Origin of the sequence: Burkholderia ubonensis subsp. mesacidophila, from assembly GCF_002097715.1 — a bacterium.
GTDB lineage: Bacteria > Pseudomonadota > Gammaproteobacteria > Burkholderiales > Burkholderiaceae > Burkholderia > Burkholderia mesacidophila.
In genome coordinates this window covers 2,138,937-2,152,896 of the sequence record NZ_CP020738.1, presented here as the reverse complement: position 1 = coordinate 2,152,896, position 13,960 = coordinate 2,138,937, and the positions used below count along the sequence as shown (strand labels likewise).

At 68.7% G+C, this 13,960-nt stretch carries 12 protein-coding genes; 4 read left to right on the top strand and 8 right to left on the bottom strand.

Features of this window, described 5'->3' with window-relative positions; all coding sequences use genetic code 11:
• Positions 1-43: 43 nt before the first annotated feature.
• Together B7P44_RS26990 and B7P44_RS26985 are read right to left on the bottom strand one after the other, a co-directional pair.
• Positions 44-382 (bottom strand): 4a-hydroxytetrahydrobiopterin dehydratase, encoded by a 339-nt coding sequence (locus B7P44_RS26990; RefSeq protein WP_084908969.1) that lies wholly within the window; start codon positions 380-382, stop codon positions 44-46.
• 7 nt (positions 383-389) lie between these two features.
• Positions 390-554, bottom strand: coding sequence for an FmdB family zinc ribbon protein (locus tag B7P44_RS26985; RefSeq protein WP_084908968.1), 165 nt, complete (start codon positions 552-554; stop codon positions 390-392).
• A 119-nt stretch (positions 555-673) separates the two neighbouring features.
• Between B7P44_RS26985 and B7P44_RS26980 the strand changes: the two genes are divergently transcribed.
• The gene (locus tag B7P44_RS26980) at positions 674-976 is read left to right on the top strand and encodes an acylphosphatase (RefSeq protein ID WP_084908967.1); all 303 of its coding nucleotides are present in this window, start codon (positions 674-676) and stop codon (positions 974-976) included.
• A 280-nt stretch (positions 977-1,256) separates the two neighbouring features.
• Here B7P44_RS26980 and B7P44_RS26975 read toward each other — a convergent pair whose 3' ends face one another.
• Entirely contained in the window at positions 1,257-1,691 is a 435-nt protein-coding gene (locus tag B7P44_RS26975) for a universal stress protein (RefSeq protein WP_084908966.1), read from the bottom strand.
• 340 nt (positions 1,692-2,031) lie between these two features.
• On the opposite strand from B7P44_RS26975, the gene B7P44_RS26970 reads away from it, so the two are divergent.
• The 3 genes from B7P44_RS26970 (at position 2,032) to B7P44_RS26960 (ending at position 5,441) form a co-directional block, all read left to right on the top strand.
• The gene (locus tag B7P44_RS26970; RefSeq protein ID WP_084908965.1) at positions 2,032-3,516 is read left to right on the top strand and encodes an amidase; all 1,485 of its coding nucleotides are present in this window, start codon (positions 2,032-2,034) and stop codon (positions 3,514-3,516) included.
• A gap of 247 nt (positions 3,517-3,763) precedes the next feature.
• The gene (locus B7P44_RS26965) at positions 3,764-4,453 is read left to right on the top strand and encodes a hypothetical protein (RefSeq protein WP_084908964.1); all 690 of its coding nucleotides are present in this window, start codon (positions 3,764-3,766) and stop codon (positions 4,451-4,453) included.
• Positions 4,454-4,559: 106 nt separating this feature from the next.
• A complete protein-coding gene (locus B7P44_RS26960; protein ID WP_084908963.1) occupies positions 4,560-5,441 on the top strand; it encodes an arylamine N-acetyltransferase family protein in 882 nt (293 codons plus the stop codon).
• A gap of 38 nt (positions 5,442-5,479) precedes the next feature.
• Here the strand turns inward: B7P44_RS26960 and B7P44_RS26955 are convergent, their stop codons facing one another.
• From B7P44_RS26955 to B7P44_RS26935, 5 genes are all read right to left on the bottom strand, one after another.
• Positions 5,480-6,739: a multidrug effflux MFS transporter gene (locus B7P44_RS26955; RefSeq protein ID WP_084908962.1), complete on the bottom strand. Its 1,260-nt coding sequence runs from the start codon at positions 6,737-6,739 to the stop codon at positions 5,480-5,482.
• A gap of 240 nt (positions 6,740-6,979) precedes the next feature.
• The gene (locus tag B7P44_RS26950) at positions 6,980-11,821 is read right to left on the bottom strand and encodes an NAD-glutamate dehydrogenase (protein WP_084908961.1); all 4,842 of its coding nucleotides are present in this window, start codon (positions 11,819-11,821) and stop codon (positions 6,980-6,982) included.
• 181 nt (positions 11,822-12,002) lie between these two features.
• A complete protein-coding gene (locus B7P44_RS26945) occupies positions 12,003-12,191 on the bottom strand; it encodes a 4-oxalocrotonate tautomerase (protein WP_084908960.1) in 189 nt (62 codons plus the stop codon).
• A 44-nt stretch (positions 12,192-12,235) separates the two neighbouring features.
• Positions 12,236-13,012 (bottom strand): class II aldolase/adducin family protein, encoded by a 777-nt coding sequence (locus B7P44_RS26940; protein ID WP_084908959.1) that lies wholly within the window; start codon positions 13,010-13,012, stop codon positions 12,236-12,238.
• Positions 12,987-13,880: an urea transporter gene (locus tag B7P44_RS26935; protein ID WP_084908958.1), complete on the bottom strand. Its 894-nt coding sequence runs from the start codon at positions 13,878-13,880 to the stop codon at positions 12,987-12,989. Before B7P44_RS26935 ends, B7P44_RS26940 begins: the two co-directional genes overlap by 26 nt.
• Positions 13,881-13,960: the final 80 nt, after the last annotated feature.

The window sequence follows — 13,960 nt, the reverse complement described above, 5'->3', positions numbered from 1 at the left end:
ACCTCGCGTTGATGCGGCGGCCGGCAACCGGGCATCCGCCGTCTTACGACCCGGCAAGCTGGTTCGTCTTCGCCGCCATGATGAAGTCGTTTTCATGCAGGCCGTTGATCTTCTTGGTCTGCCATGAAACGGTGGCCCAGCCCCAGCCGAAACAGATGTCGGGATGGTGGCCTTCCTCGTCCGCGATGCGTGCGACGTCGGCAACGAACGCGTATGCCTGCGTGAAATTCCTGAAGCCGAACCTGCGCTCGATCCGCTGGCCGCCGTCGGCGAGCGTCCATCCCTGCGTCCGGGCGAGCCACGCCGCGGCCTGTGCTTCCGTCAGCGGCGGAACGCCGCCGCGACACGGCGCGCAGTGTCTCGACGGCAGATCGTCATCCATAGCAGGATCAGCTCTTTCTCGATGTCTTCGGAACGAAGGTCGTAGGCACGTGTTGAACCTGTTCGCTTCCGCAATCGGGGCAGCGCGGATGAGCCGTTTGATGTTCGGCGAGATGCTCGACACTCTCGAACGTTTTGCCGCACTTTTCGCAACGATACTGGTAGGTCGGCATGGCAATCCTCCGGTAGCGATACTGCGTGCAGCTATTAGTATGGTTCGTGTAGACGCGAACTCGATATTGCAATGAACCCGCATGACGGCGATTGCGGGGCACGACCGGGAGGACCACGCATGGAATCCGACGACATTGGGCTCGAAACCCGGCTGGTGCGTGTGCACGGACGGGTGCAGGGGATCGGCTACCGCGAAGCGTGCGTGCGGCACGCAACGGTGATGGGCGTGACCGGCTGGGTGAGGAATCGCATGGACGGCTCGGTGGAGGCGATGCTGCAGGGCTCGCCGAAGCAGCTCGACGAGATGTGTGCGTGGCTGAGCGAGGGGATGCCTGCCGCACTCGTCGACGGAATCGACATCACCGAGGTGCGGCCGCCGGTTGCGCGCCTGGAGGGCTTCGACCGGTTGCCCACGCTATGACGATCTCGCTTCGATTGCGTGAACGTGTGAAGTATGGTGCGCAACGGCGCTGATACTCGGCCGCTCCATCACCGGCACTTGAATCCGGTTGCTTGTCGCCGCGGATGCCCGACGGCGTGAGCTCGAACCGTCAAGCGCACAGCGTTCTGGGGAGAGGCGAGCAACGGACAGGGACGGACGATCACGATGAAGCTGTCGGCGCCCAGCATCTACGCGATGACGGCCGACACGGTGCCGGCGATTGCCGGCTGCTGGCCGTCGATCCCGACGAATCCTACGCCTACTGAACCGCCGTTACCGGAATAGTCGAAATCCGCACGAGCCGGTCGAGCACACTGCGGCGGAACAGCGACATCACGCTATGAAATGGATCGCGACGCGGCGCGACGACGACGATTTCATCGCAGCCGTGCTCGGCGGCCACGGCGGCGATCGTGTCGGCGACGGGGCCGACCTTCATCACGACCCGGTACGCGACGTCGGCATCCTTCAGGATCCGCTCGGCCTTCGCCAGCTCGCCTTCCGAGAAATGCTGTTCGATCTCGCGGAGCCGCGACAGCGGATGGTAGGCCTCGAGCCGGGTCGACTCCAGCGGCGGCTGGACGTTGAGCAACACGATTTCCGACGCGCACCGTTCCCGGTAGAGGAAGGTCGCATGGCGCACCGCCTGCAGCGAGCGGGGCGAGTGGCCGACCGGAACCAGCAGCTTGAGCATGAGTGATGTCCGACGATTGAGATGCTTGCAGCGTAGCTCGCGGCCGGCCGGAACGATCTAAAGAGATCGGGCGGTGACGTAAAAATGTTGTTAACACGTCCGGTGCCAGACGACCATGTTCTGCTAATTAGAAATATAAGAAATTTAAGTTTATGCGCATAAACGTTTTCATCGGCCCCGGCGCCCGGGCCGCGGCGATTCAGTCGGAACCGCAATGAATCCGCACGGAAAATATCGGAAGTCGCCGGTGCGGCGTCGCGTAGAGTAGAGCGTCGGCGGCGGCGCGACGCATCCGGCCGTGCCGCCCGCCATTCGTGTCCGTTTTTCCAGGAGACCTCGCATGCCGCACGGCGCCTCGCCGCTTCTCGCTCCCGCCTCCATTCCCGTCGATCCGATCGTGCGCCTGTCCGCGAGCGAGCTCGCGTCGGCGATCCGCCGCAAGGACGTGTCGTGCGTCGAGACGATGAACGCGTACCTCGACCACATCGGGCGCGTAAACGGCGCGGTCAACGCGATCGTCGCGCTGCGCGACCGGGACGCGCTCGTCGCCGAGGCCGCGCAGAAGGATGCGGCGCTCGCGCGCGGCGAGCATCACGGCTGGCTGCACGGCATTCCGCAGGCGCCGAAGGATCTCGCGATGACGAAGGGCATCGCGACGACGTTCGGTTCGCCGATCTTCCGCCATCACGTGCCGCAGGCCGATTCCGTCGGCGTCGCGCGGATGCGCGCGGCCGGCGCGATCTTCATCGGCAAGACCAACACGCCGGAATTCGGTCTCGGCTCGCATACGTTCAACGACATCTACGGCGCGACGCGCAATCCGTATGACCTGACGAAAAGCGCCGGCGGCAGCAGCGGCGGCACGGCGGCCGCGCTCGCATCGCGAATGCTGCCGGTCGCGGACGGCAGCGATTTCGGCGGCTCGCTGCGCAATCCGGCGGCGTTCTGCAACATCTACGGCTTCCGGCCGTCGCAGGGCCGCGTGCCGCGCTGGCCGGGCGTCGACGTGTTCGTGCAGCAGCTCGGGATCGAGGGTCCGATGGGGCGCACCGTCGGCGACGTCGCGAACCTGCTCGCGATCCAGGCCGGCTACGACCCGCACGATCCGCTGTCGCTCGCGGAGGATCCGGCCGTGTTCGCGCAGCCGCTCGACGCGGACCTGCAAGGCAAGCGCGTCGCGTGGGTCGGCGACTGGAACGGCTATCTGGCGACCGAGCCCGGCGTGCTCGCGCAGTGCGAGACGGGGCTCGCGACGCTGCGCGAGATCGGCTGCGACATCGATGCCGCGCTGCCGGCGTTCGCGCCGGAACGGCTCTGGCGGATCTGGCTCGCGCACCGGCACTTCCTGTCCGGCGGCGGGCTGCTTGCGCACTACCGCGATCCGGCGCGGCGCGCGCTGCTGAAGCCGGAGGCGATCTACGAGGTCGAGGGATTGCTCGCGCTGCCGGGGCAGGCGATCTTCGACGCGAGCGTCGAGCGCACCGCGTGGCACCAGACGCTGCTCGGCTTTTTCGAGCGCTACGACTTCATCGCCGCGCCGACCGCGCAGGTGTTCCCGTTCGACGTGGACGCGCGCTGGCCGCAGCAGATCGCGGGCCGCGCGATGGACACCTATCACCGCTGGATGGAGACGGTCATGCCGTGGACGCTCGCGGGCTGCCCGGTGATCAGCGTGCCGGTCGGTTTCAACGCGGCCGGGCTGCCGATGGGGATGCAGCTGATCGGCCGGCCGCGCGCGGACCTGGCGGTGCTGCAGCTCGCGCGCGGCTACGAGCAGGCGGCCGACTGGGTCGGGCAGCGGCAGCCGGGCTGGATGGCCGCGTAAGCGGCAATCGTGCGCACGGGTGGGCCACTCCGCCTGCCGGATATTGCTGCGCAACAGGAATGAATGGCGAGGCGGCCTTGATATCGCGCAGCGGATGCGTGCGAATGCGCACGCCCGTTACGGATCGCGGCGGATTTTCAAGCGGCCGGTGCTCGCGATTTCGTATCGATGTGTATCAATCGTTGCGGCGTCGCGTTGCCGGCTTCGAAAATATCCGCCTCATCATTCCGGCACGGGAGAACAGGACATGAACACGATTCGCGCGACGGGCAAGCGTCTGGCGTGGGCGGGCGCCGTTTGCGGCGCGCTGCTGAGCGGCGCCGCGCACGCGCAGCTCGACCTTCAATCGCTGGGCGCATCGCTGCTCGGCGGCGGGCAGCAGCAGGCGACGCCGGCGCAGGGCGGGATCGGGCAACTGCTGCAGGCGTATGTCGGCGCGAATCAGCAGGTGCTGGCGGGACAGTCGTCGCTCGCGTCGGCGATGGGACTCACCGGCGCGGCGGGCCAGGCGCAGCAGGCGGCGAGCCTGCTGGGCAGCGGCGGCACCATGCTGACGCCGGCCGCGCTGTCGCAGATGGGCGGCGCGCAGCAATCGGTGTCGCAGGCGCTGGGCCAGGCGTTCGCGTCGGGCGGCGCCGCACGCGGCCCGGTCGACAAGCAGGCGTTCAGCAACGGCCTCGCGTCGCTCGGCCAGGGCCTCACGCAGTATTCGCAGCTGCAGTCGGGGCTCGGCAGCCTCAGCTCGACGAACCCGGCCGAGCTGCTGCAGGCGGGCCTGAATCCGCAGAACGCGCAGGCCGCGTCGTATATCGCGCAAAGCGCGCCCGGCCAGTTGCAGTCGCTCGCGACGACGCTGAGCCAGGCCGTCCAGTTCGCGACGAGCCAGGGCATCTCGGTGCCGTCGGTCGCGACCTCGGCGCTGAAGCTGCTGCCGTAACGCAGCCGTCCGCCCGGGTGCAGGGTCGTCGCTTACGATGACCTTGCACGGCATGGGGATTTCGGCCGGTGCTATCGTGTGGCCTCCTTGCTCACGGTGCCGGCTCATGACTGACTCGTTCGACCTCTCACGCTATTTCGCCCGCATCGGCTACGACGGCCCCGTCACGCCGACCCTCGACGTGCTGCGCCGCCTCCACCTGCTGCATCCGCAGGCGATCCCGTTCGAAAACCTCAACCCGCTGACCGGCGCGCGCGTCGCGCTCGACTTGCCCGCAATCGTCGACAAACTGGTCGAGCGGCGGCGCGGCGGCTACTGCTTCGAACTGAACAAGCTGTTCTACACCGCGCTCACGCAAATCGGCTTTCGCGTCACGCCGCTGATCGCGCGCGTGCGCTGGATGCGCGCGCCGGAAGACGTCACCGCGCAGACGCACATGCTGCTGCGCGTCGATCTCGACGATGCCGCCTGGTTCGCGGACATCGGTTTCGGCACGGCGACGCTGACCGCCCCGGTGCGTCATCTGCCGGGCGAGCGCCAACTGACGCCGCACGGCGCGTTCCGCGTCGTCGACGCGCCGGTCGCGGGCGAGCTCGACATGCAGTGCGAGACGCCGGACGGCTGGCAGACGACCTACCGGTTCTCGCTGAAGCGGGCCGAATGGATCGATTACGAGGCCGCGAGCTGGTTCACGTCGACGTATCCCGATTCGCTGTTCGTCAACGACCTGATCGCGTGCCGTGTGCAGCCCGAGGGGCGCGCGTCGATGCTCAACGCCGTGTTCACGCAGCGCGATACGAGCGGGGCGGTGAAAACGACGGTCACCTTCGACGACGCGGCCGCGTGGAGCGCGTGCCTGCGCGATACGATCGGGATCGACACGGCGGGCTTCGATCTCGACGCGCTGTTCGCACACGCGGCGGCGCGCAGCGCGGCGTCGTCGGGCGCCCGCGGTCCGGTGACGAACGGGCGGGTTGTCGAGCGCTGATGGCGACGGGGGCGGTTGCATCGCAACCGTCCCCAAGCCTACGCGACCTCGCCGCCGCGCACGACCGCCGCGGGCTGCATCTGCGCGAGATGGCGCAGCAGCTTCCTGACCATCGCGACGACCGTGAGCGCGAGGATCACGAAGAACACCGCGAGCGGCGTCAGCACCTGCACCGACACGAAGCCGGCCAGCCCCATCATTGCCGACGACACCAGCAGCAGCGCGCAGCCGAGGATCGCGCTCGTCAGGCCCGCGATGTGCGGGAACAGCGAATTGCCCTTCGCCATCAGCGTCGGATACATCGCGCCGGCGCAGAACCCCATCGCGAGCACGGGCGTCGCGAGCGTCCACACGCGCAGGCCGACCGTCAGCGCCAGCACGAGCATCGCGATCGCGGCGCCGGCCATCGCGCGCGCGCCGATCTGCAGCCGCCGCTCGGCGCTCGGCAGGCGCGGGCCGTGCACGCGGTTCGACAGCCCGCCGAGGAAGTACATCATCCCGATGCCGAGCGCGAGATAGCCGAAGAAGGTCGGCGGCTTGTGCAGCGTGGTCTGCACCATGAACGGCCCGACGATGTTGAACACGAGCAGGATGCTGTAGCACAGCCCCTGCGCGAGGAAGCAGCTGTGGAACACCGGGCTCGACAGCACCTTGCCGGCGTTCGTCATCAGCGTGCGCGGCGCGAGGGGCACAGGGCGCGGCAGCGTCTCGCGATAGCGCCACAGCAGCGCCCACATGACGAACGAGTATGCGAGCAGGAACACCAGGCAGGCCTGCCAGCCGAACCACGTCTGCAGGTGCGCGCCGATCACCGGCGCGACGATCGGCGCGAGTCCCCATGCGATCGACATGTAGGTGAACGCATGCATCAGCGCCTGCCCCGTGAACGAATCGGTAATGATCGCCTTCGCGAGCAGGTTGGTGGTCGCGATGCCGAAGCCCTGCAGGCAGCGGGCGAGGATGAACGTTTCCAGGTTCGGCGCGCCGAGCGACAGCAGGCAGCCGATCGTGTAGACGACGAGCCCGAACGCGAGCACGCGCTTGCGCCCGTAGGCGTCGGCGATCGGCCCGAACACGAGCTGGCTGAACGCGTAGGCGGCCAGGTAGGCGGACACGCTCGACTGGATCGCCTGCGGCGACGTCGCGAAATAGCGGGCCATCGCGGGCAGCGCGGGCACGTAGATGTCGATCGCGAGCTGTCCGGCGGACGCGAACAGGCAGATCACCAGCAGCAGGAAACGCGGTGAGTTCGTCGGGCGCGCGGGCGCGGCGGCGCGGTCGGGGCTTGTGTGGGTCATGACAGCGGGGAAGGATCGGATTCCGGCGGCGCGCCGTCACGCGGTTTGGATGTCGAGCGCTGGTGCGTCGGCGGCACTAATGCCCCGTATTGTGCCTGCTGTCGCCCGGATCGACAGGATTCCCATGGCGTGGGCAAGGTTGAGCGGCGCCGGACGCGGGGCGGGGTTGCGTTGGTCCGGTTCAACGACGCGTATTCGAGCCGGACCGCGCGGCAGAGCGCCCGCTTTTGCCCGCAACGTTTACGCCCGTTCGAGCACCGCCATCTCCCGCACGATCACGAGCAGCACGGCGAGGCTCGCGCCGCCGGTCGCGCGCAGGTCGGCGAGCAGGTGCGCATAGCGTTCGAGCGCGGCCTCGCGCCGGCCGCGCCATGCGTCGACGATCGCCTCCGGCGTCGCCGCTTCGGTGGCTTCGCCGAGCGCGCTGATGGTCAGCGCGCGCTTGAGGCGCGCGATGTCCGCGAGCGCCGCCGCGCGCGCCATCATGTCCCAGTGCGTCGGCGTCGGCAGGGCCGCCGCGCGTTCGCTGATCCAGCCGTAGTTGAGCTGCGTGCCGAGCGCGAAGTAGACGCCCGCGACGAGTTCCAGGCTGCGGTTGCAGGTCGCGGCCACCTCGGCGATGTCGAGCAGCGCGGCCGAGATGTCGCCGCTCGCGACCCGCACCGCGAGCGCACCGTCGACGCCCGCGTCGACCAGCACGCGCTGCCGCTCGGACAGCGCGTCGAGATCGGCGGCCGGCAGCAGCGCCGGCAGTTGCGGCGCGAGCCGCTCGGCGGCGTCGCGGCAGCGCGCGAGCAGTTCGCCGACGCCGCCGTCGCCGATCGCGCCCGCCTGCAGGTGCCGCAGGAACCACAGCGCCGCGCGTTCGAGCAGCCGCGCGACGTCGACGAACATGCGCGCCTGCACGTCGTCGGCGACGCGGTTGTCGAGCGCGTCGATGTCGCGCCAGACCGCGTCGAGATCGAACACGTCGCGCGCCATGATGCACGCGCGCACGATGTCGCCCGGTTTCGCATCGGTTTCCTCCATCAGCCGGTGCACGAACGCGCAGCCGACCCGGTTGACGAGCGCGTTCGTCAGGTGGGTTGCAAGAATCTCGCGGCGCAGCGGATGGCGGCGCATCGGCTCGCTGAAGCGCTGCTGCAGCGGCTTCGGGAAATAGTCGACCAGCATCCCGGCGACGAGCGGGTCTTCCGGCACGTCGGAGTCGAGCAGCGCGTCGTACAGCCACATCTTGCTGTACGCGAGCAGCACCGCGCGCTCCGGCGACGTGAGGCCGAGCTTCGCGGCCTGGCGCTCGGCGATCTCGTCGTCGGTCGGCAGGAACTCGATCACGCGATTCAGCCGCCCGGCGCGTTCGAGCCAGCGCATCAGCCGCGCCTCGGCGTCGAGCAGCTCGATGGTGTAGCGGCCCGCGATCGACAGCGCCTGGGTCTGGTAATAGTTGTCGCGCAGCACGAGCAGCCCGACTTCGTCGGTCATTTCGGCGAGCAGCGCGTTGCGCTGCTTTTCGGTCATTTCGCCGTCCGCGACCACCAGCCCGAGCAGGATCTTGATGTTGACTTCGTGATCCGAACAGTCGACGCCGGCCGAGTTGTCGATCGCGTCGGTGTTGACGCGCCCGCCGCGCTGCGCGAACTCGATGCGCCCGAACTGCGTGAAGCCGAGGTTGCCGCCTTCTCCGACCACCTTGCAGCGCAGGTCGGAGCCGTTCACGCGCACCGCGTCGTTCGCACGGTCGCCGACCTGCGCATTGGTCTCGCGGGCCGCCTTCACGTAGGTGCCGATCCCGCCGTTGTACAGCAGGTCGACCGGCGCCTGCAGGATCGCGCGGATCAATTCGTTCGGCGCGAGCGCGGCCGCGTCGATGCCGAGCGCGGCCTGCACGGCGGCCGACAGCGGGATCGTCTTCGCGGTGCGCGGATAGACGCCGCCGCCGGCGGAGATCGCAGCCGAATCGTAGTCGGCCCAGCTCGACCGTTCGAGCGCGAACAGCCGCGCGCGCTCCGCGAAGCTCGCGGCCGGATCGGGGTTTGGGTCGAGGAACACGTGCCGGTGGTCGAACGCGGCGACGAGCCGGATGTGCGGCGACAGCAGCATGCCGTTGCCGAACACGTCGCCCGACATGTCGCCGACGCCGACCACCGTGAAGTCGGCCGCCTGCGTGTCGACGCCCATCTCGCGGAAATGCCGCTTGACCGATTCCCACGCGCCGCGCGCGGTGATCGCCATTTTCTTGTGGTCGTAGCCGACCGAGCCGCCCGACGCGAACGCATCGTCGAGCCAGAAGCCGTATTCGTGCGAGATCGCGTTCGCGTAGTCGGAGAAGGTGGCCGTGCCCTTGTCGGCCGCGACGACCAGATACGGATCATCGGGATCGTGCCGCACGATGTCCGGCGGCGGCACGATCGCATTGCCGGCGAGGTTGTCGGTCAGGTCGAGCAGGCCGCGCAGGAACGTCTGGTAGCACGCGACGCCTTCACGCATCCACGCTTCGCGGTCGCTCGGCGGCGGCGGGTTTTTCACGACGAAGCCGCCTTTCGAGCCGACCGGCACGATCACGACGTTCTTCACCATCTGCGCCTTCATCAGGCCGAGCACTTCGGTGCGGAAATCCTCGCGGCGGTCGGACCAGCGCAGGCCGCCGCGCGCGACGCGCCCGCCGCGCAGGTGCACGCCCTCGACGCGCGGCGAATACACCCAGATCTCGAACATCGGCTTCGGCTCGGGCAGGCCGGGCACCTTCGCCGGATCGAACTTGAACGACAGGTACGGCTTGGGCTCGCTGTCCACGTCGTGCCGGTAGTAGTTGGTGCGCTCGGTCGCGTTGATCACGCCGAGGAACTGGCGCAGGATCCGGTCCTCGTCGAGATTCGGCACCTGGTCGAGCGCGGTCTCGATCGCCTTCAGCAGCTGCTCGGCCTGCGCGTCGCGCGTGCTGCCGGTGCGCGGATCGAAGCGCACGACAAACAGCTCGACGAGCTGGCGCGCGATCGCCGGATTGCCGGTCAGCGCGCGCTCGATGTACGCGTCGCTGAACGTCGAGCCGACCTGCCGCAGGTACTTCGCATACGCGCGCAGGATCGTGACTTCGCGCGCGCTCAGGTGCGCGCGCAGCACGAGCCGGTTGAAATCGTCGTTCTCGATCCGGCCGCTCCAGATCCGGTCGAATGCTTCCTCGAACAGCCCCTTCACGCGCTCGATGTCGAACTCGGTGTCGTCCACCAGCTCGAGGCCGAAATCGTGCACCCACGCGGGCGTGCCATCCTGCGCCTGAATCCGGTACGGCCGTTCCTCGTCGACGCGCACGCCGAGGTGTTCGAGCATCGGCAGGCTGCGCGACAGCGCGATCGGGTCGCCGGAGCGGTAGACCTTGAAGCGGAACGCGCGCGCTTCGGCCTCGATCGGCCGGTACAGGTTCATCGCGAGGCGCTCGGTGCCGTTCACGCGCTCGATCAGCTCGATGTCGCGCACCGCGGTGCGCGCCGGATAGTCGTCGCGGTAGCCGGCCGGGAACGAATCGCCATAGCGTTGCAGCAGGCGGTTGCCTTGCTCCTCGCCGAACGCGTCGAGCAGCGCGTCCGACAGGTCGTCCTGCCAGCGGCGCGAGACCTGGATGAGGCGCGTTTCGAGCTCGCGTGTATCGACGTCGGGCATCGTGCCCGGTTCCGCGTGCACGACGAAGTGGATCCGCGCGATCGCGGATTCCGACAGCAGCGGCGTGAATTCGACGTTGACGCCTTTGAACGCGTCGACGAGCAGCCGCGCGATGCGCCGGCGCAGGTCGGTGTTGTACTTGTCGCGCGGCACGTAGACGAGGCACGACACGAAGCGGTCGAAGCGGTCGCGCCGCACGAACAGGCGCGTGCGCTGGTGCTCCTGCAGCCGCAGCACGCCGAGTGCGATGTCGTAGAGCTGGTCTTCGTCGGCCTGGAACAGCTCGTCGCGCGGATAGGTTTCGAGCACGGTCACGAGCGACTTGCCAAGATGCCCCTTCGGCAGGAAGCCCGCGCGCCGCACGATGTTCGCGCACTTGCGGCGCACGATCGGAATTTCCGAGCAGGAAACGAAGTAGGCGGTCGACGTGTAGAGCCCGATGAAACGCCGCTCGCCGTTGACCTTGCCGTCGGGGCCGACCAGCTTCACGCCGACGTAGTCGAGATAGCCGGGGCGGTGCACGGTCGCGCGCGAGTTTGCCTTGGTCAGGAAGATCGGCCACGCTCCGTGGATGATTTCCGCGGCGGCGGGCGGCAGCGGCGTCTCGTCGGGCGTGCCGGGCGCGCGCAGCGCTTCGCGCAGGATGCCGACGCCCGTGCCTTCGATGCCGCGCAATGCGAAGCCGGTGCCGTGCGACACGAGCGCGTAGTCGCGCTGCCCGAGGAAAGTGAAATGGTCGGCCACCATCCATTCGAGGAACGCGCGCGCCTCGATGTCTTCGGCGCTCGTCTCGCGCGCCTTCAGCTCCTTGATCGTGTTGCGCGCGATGTCGACGATCTTCGGCCAGTCCTCGACCGACGCGCGCACGTCGCCGAGCACGCGCGCGATGTCGTTGCGCAGCGTGTTGAGCATCGCCGCGTCGCCGCACCGGTCGACTTCGAAATGAATGAACGACGCGAGCTGCGAGTGGCCGTCGTCGGTCGCGAGGCCGCCCACGTCGACGCGCTCGATGTTGCCGTTCTTGCTGCGCCAGATGCGGAACACGGGGTGCATCGCCGAGTGCAGCGCGAGGCCGAGGCGGTTGACGGCCATCGACACGGAATCGACGAGGAACGGCATGTCGTCGTTGACGATCTCGATCACAGTGTGGTCGGAGTGCCAGCCGTGCTGTTCGAGGATCGGGTTGTATACGCGCAGCCGCTCGCTGCCGGGCACGAATTTCTGCGCGGTCTGCCAGTGCGCCATCGCGGCGCCGTACAGGTCGGCGATGCCGCGGCTTTGCAGGTCGTCGGCGTCGACGAAGTCGTAGTAATGGCGGAGGAAGGGTTCGACGATCCGGAATGTCGCCTCGGGCAGGCGCTCGCGCGCGAATTCGACGACATCGGAGAGCAGGTGTGCGACGACTTCTTCGTTCTTCGCTTCCATGGCGCGTTCTCCTCTCGGGTGGCCATCGACTGCTTCGTCAGTGGGCCATTATGCGCCGAATGCGTGACAGCGCCATGTGCGGGTGCACATCATCGGGAAGACACGGACGGCGGCGCCGGAGAAACGGTAAGACGTGCTTACGTCAGCGGAAAGGCGACGCCGCGCGGCCGTCGCGGCGCGTTCAGCCTTCGTCGCTCCACAGCTTCCCGCCGGTCGACCAGTTCTCCTTCTTCACGTCGGTGAGGATGATGTCGACCGAGCCCGGCTCGCAGCCGAGCGTCTCGCAGGTGACGCGCGTGATCGCTTCGACGAACTTGCGCTTCTGCTCGACGGTGCGGCCTTCGAACAGCTGGATGTTGAATGTCGGCATGGGTGTCTCCTGTCAGGTCGGAAGGTCGGAAAGATCGGAACAATTCAATCGCGATACGACGGATCGATGCGGTCGAGGCGCCGCAGCAGCGCGGGCCATTCCAGTTCGCCTTCGATCGCGCCGCCGTCGCGCAGCTGTTCGGCGGTGCGCGCGGCGACGGCCGGCTCGGGCAGCACGAGCGGCCCGCCGCCCGCCTGCGCGCGCACCTGGATGTCGCACGCCTTGATCAGCGTCTCCATCAGCACGTAGGCTTCGGCGACCGTGCGGCCGACCGTCAGCGTGCCGTGGTTGCGCAGCAGCATCGCGGATTTCGCGCCGAGGCTCGCGGTCAGCCGTGCGCCCTCGGCCGGCGAGAACGCCAGCGTCTCGTAGTCGTGGTACGCGAGATCGCCGTAAAAGCGCAACGCATGCTGCGATGCGGGCAGCAGCCCGTCGCGCTGGATCGACACCGCGATGCCGGCCGTATTGTGCAGGTGCATCACGCACACCGCGTCGTGCCGCGCCGCATGCACGGCCGCGTGCAGTGCGAAGCCGGTCACGTTGACCGGGTGCTCGCCGTCGCCGATCCGGTTGCCGGCGAGGTCGATCTTCACGAGGTTCGACGCGCATACCTCGTCGAACGTCAGCCCGAACGGGTTGATCAGGAAGCGGCCGGGCTCGCCCGGCACGGTCGCGGACAGGTGCGTGTAGATCAGGTCGTCCCAGCCGTTCAGCGCGACGAGCCGATAGGCGGCGGCGAGATCGACGCGCAGCCGGCGTTCGGCGTCCGAGATCGGGCCGCCCGGCGTGACGGCGTCAGGACAGTGAGCGAATGACGACATCGGCGTCTCCCAGGGTGAAGCGGCGCATGACCGCGGTCGTGAGCCATGACGCCAGCACGAACGGCGCGGTGAGGACGGTGACGCCCGCGCGCGTCGCGAGCGCCTGCAGCAGCGCGGCGAGCACCGCGGCCGCCAACGCGGCGCGCGCGCCGCGCGGCAGCAGCGCAAGCGCGGCGAGCGCGCCATTGAAGCCTAGCAGACCGTCCGCGAACGTCGCGGCGTCGGCGCCGAGCGCAATCAGCAGCGCGGACGATACCGCCGCGCCGCCGAGCGCGAACGCGGCCGCGCGGCGCGACGCGACGGCCAGCCCGGCGACGATCAGCACGCCGGCCCATGCGCCTTGCGCGAAGGTGGTCTGCGCGACGCCGGTGAGCAGCGCCGATGCGAACGCGGGGAGCGATAACGGCACGCCGGCGGCGCTCGCGCCCACATGTTGCGTCGCGACAAGCGGCAGCCACAGCGCGGTCACAGCGAGGCACGGGCTCGAATACGGGCACTGGCGCCATTTCTCGAGCGGCCGGTGCAACGCGCGCTGCACGAGCGCCGCGCCGGTTGCGGCGAGCGGCGCGAGCGCGACGGCCGCGAGCGGCTGCTGCGCGAACGTGACGGCGGCCAACGCGGCGAGCGCGCCGTTGAAGCCGTATAGCCCCGGTTCGACGTCGCGGCGCGCGGCGCCCGTCAGCACGGCGGCCATGTTGGCCGCCGCCGCGCCGAGCAGCGCCGCGCATGCGAGCCGCGTATCGGTGAGCGCCAGTGCGGCGAGCAGCAGTGCGCCGGTCAACGCGTTCGCCTGCAGCACGATCTGCCCGAGGCTGCGCAGCAGGATGCGCAGGTCGATCGACGGCGTGGCGGGCTGGACGGATGGCATGACGACGGCGGTGCAGGGTGAGCCGCGAGGATAGGGCAGATCGGCATGCACCGGAATAGTGAATCCTGGATACCCGGAAT

What these genes read in the sequence shown, in the direction of transcription:
- B7P44_RS26940 (WP_084908959.1), bottom strand. Translation starts at nt 13,012, where the DNA reads ATGTCGTCATTCGCTCACTGTCCTGACGCCGTCACGCCGGGCGGCCCG.
- B7P44_RS26990 (WP_084908969.1), bottom strand. Translation starts at nt 382, where the DNA reads ATGGATGACGATCTGCCGTCGAGACACTGCGCGCCGTGTCGCGGCGGC.
- B7P44_RS26985 (WP_084908968.1), bottom strand. Translation starts at nt 554, where the DNA reads ATGCCGACCTACCAGTATCGTTGCGAAAAGTGCGGCAAAACGTTCGAG.
- B7P44_RS26965 (WP_084908964.1), top strand. Translation starts at nt 3,764, where the DNA reads ATGAACACGATTCGCGCGACGGGCAAGCGTCTGGCGTGGGCGGGCGCC.
- B7P44_RS26955 (WP_084908962.1), bottom strand. Translation starts at nt 6,739, where the DNA reads ATGACCCACACAAGCCCCGACCGCGCCGCCGCGCCCGCGCGCCCGACG.
- B7P44_RS26975 (WP_084908966.1), bottom strand. Translation starts at nt 1,691, where the DNA reads ATGCTCAAGCTGCTGGTTCCGGTCGGCCACTCGCCCCGCTCGCTGCAG.
- B7P44_RS26935 (WP_084908958.1), bottom strand. Translation starts at nt 13,880, where the DNA reads ATGCCATCCGTCCAGCCCGCCACGCCGTCGATCGACCTGCGCATCCTG.
- B7P44_RS26980 (WP_084908967.1), top strand. Translation starts at nt 674, where the DNA reads ATGGAATCCGACGACATTGGGCTCGAAACCCGGCTGGTGCGTGTGCAC.
- B7P44_RS26960 (WP_084908963.1), top strand. Translation starts at nt 4,560, where the DNA reads ATGACTGACTCGTTCGACCTCTCACGCTATTTCGCCCGCATCGGCTAC.
- B7P44_RS26950 (WP_084908961.1), bottom strand. Translation starts at nt 11,821, where the DNA reads ATGGAAGCGAAGAACGAAGAAGTCGTCGCACACCTGCTCTCCGATGTC.
- B7P44_RS26970 (WP_084908965.1), top strand. Translation starts at nt 2,032, where the DNA reads ATGCCGCACGGCGCCTCGCCGCTTCTCGCTCCCGCCTCCATTCCCGTC.
- B7P44_RS26945 (WP_084908960.1), bottom strand. Translation starts at nt 12,191, where the DNA reads ATGCCGACATTCAACATCCAGCTGTTCGAAGGCCGCACCGTCGAGCAG.